General features: G+C 63.8%; 1 pseudogene. It reads left to right on the top strand.

The features are described from left to right. Nucleotides 1-1241 (top strand): annotated as a pseudogene (locus tag ABIB25_RS29140) (IS701 family transposase); the annotation flags it as partial. Between the last annotated feature and the right edge of the window lie 18 nt (nucleotides 1242-1259).

Genomic DNA, 1259 nt, shown 5'->3' with positions numbered 1-1259 from the left:
CGGCGTTTTGCCAGGTCAGAGCCCCGCGAGCACGCGTTGGCGTATGTGCAGGGGTTGCTGTCAGCGGAGGAACGGAAGAACTCCTGGACACTTTCGGAGCACGCTGGGGATGCCACCCCGGACGGGATGCAACGGCTGCTTTCGACCACTGACTGGGACCCCGATCTGGTCCGTGACGATCTGCAGACCTACGTGGTGTCGCAGTTGGGCGACCCGGGCGGTGTGCTGATCATCGACGAGACCGGATTTTTGAAAAAGGGCACCCGCTCCGCCGGTGTGTCCCGGCAGTATTCCGGCACCGCGGGGCGGATCGAGAACTGTCAGATCGGGGTGTTTCTGACCTACGCGACCCCGGCCGGGCGGACGTTCCTGGATCGAGAGTTGTACCTACCCAAAGCATGGACGGAGGACCAGGCCCGCTGCGCCGCCGCCGGAATCGGCGCCGACGTCACCTTCGCCACCAAACCCGAGCAGGCGATGGTGATGCTGGAGCGGGCCGTGGCCAATGGTGTGCCGGCCCGCTGGGTGACCGCGGATGAGGTCTACGGGCAGCACTTCAAGCTCCGCGGGAAGATCGAAGAGCTCGGCCTGTCCTACGTTCTGGCCGTTCCGGTCAACCAGCACGTCATCGCCGCCGGCCCCCGGGAAGGCCGAGAATACCGGGCTGATGAATTGATCGGCGCCTTGCCCGCGCAGGCCTGGCGGCGACGGTCAGCGGGCAAAGGAGCCAAAGGTGACCGATTGCATGACTGGGCCAGAACACCGATCCACGGCATCAACTTCCCCGACTCCAACTATTGGCTGCTGGCCCGCCGCAGCATCACCGACCCCACCGACCTGGCCTACTATCTGTGCCACGCACCTGCCCGCACCGGCCTGGCAGAACTGGTCAAAGTCGCCGGAACCCGTTGGGCCATCGAAGAAACCTTCCAAACCTCCAAAGGCCAGACCGGTCTGGACCACTACCAGGTCCGGCAATACACCGGCTGGTACCGACACATCACACTCTCGATGCTGGCCCACGCATTCTTGACCGTCACCCGGTCAAAAAAGGGGGCCCACAATCGGGAAACGACACCCTCATCGCCCTGACCGTCCCGGAAATCCGGCGACTGCTGATCCACTTGATCTGGACCGACCCACCGGACCAGCGCAACACTCTCACCCGATCAAACTGGCGACGACGGCATCAACAACGAGCCCGGCACTGCCACTATCGGGCCCGAGGACACCAACCTTAAGTGCGACTGTAGTACTAG

It is taken from the genome of Nakamurella sp. UYEF19, from assembly GCF_040546275.1.
Classification (GTDB): domain Bacteria; phylum Actinomycetota; class Actinomycetes; order Mycobacteriales; family Nakamurellaceae; genus Nakamurella.
This window is presented reverse-complemented; position numbering and strand designations above follow the sequence as displayed.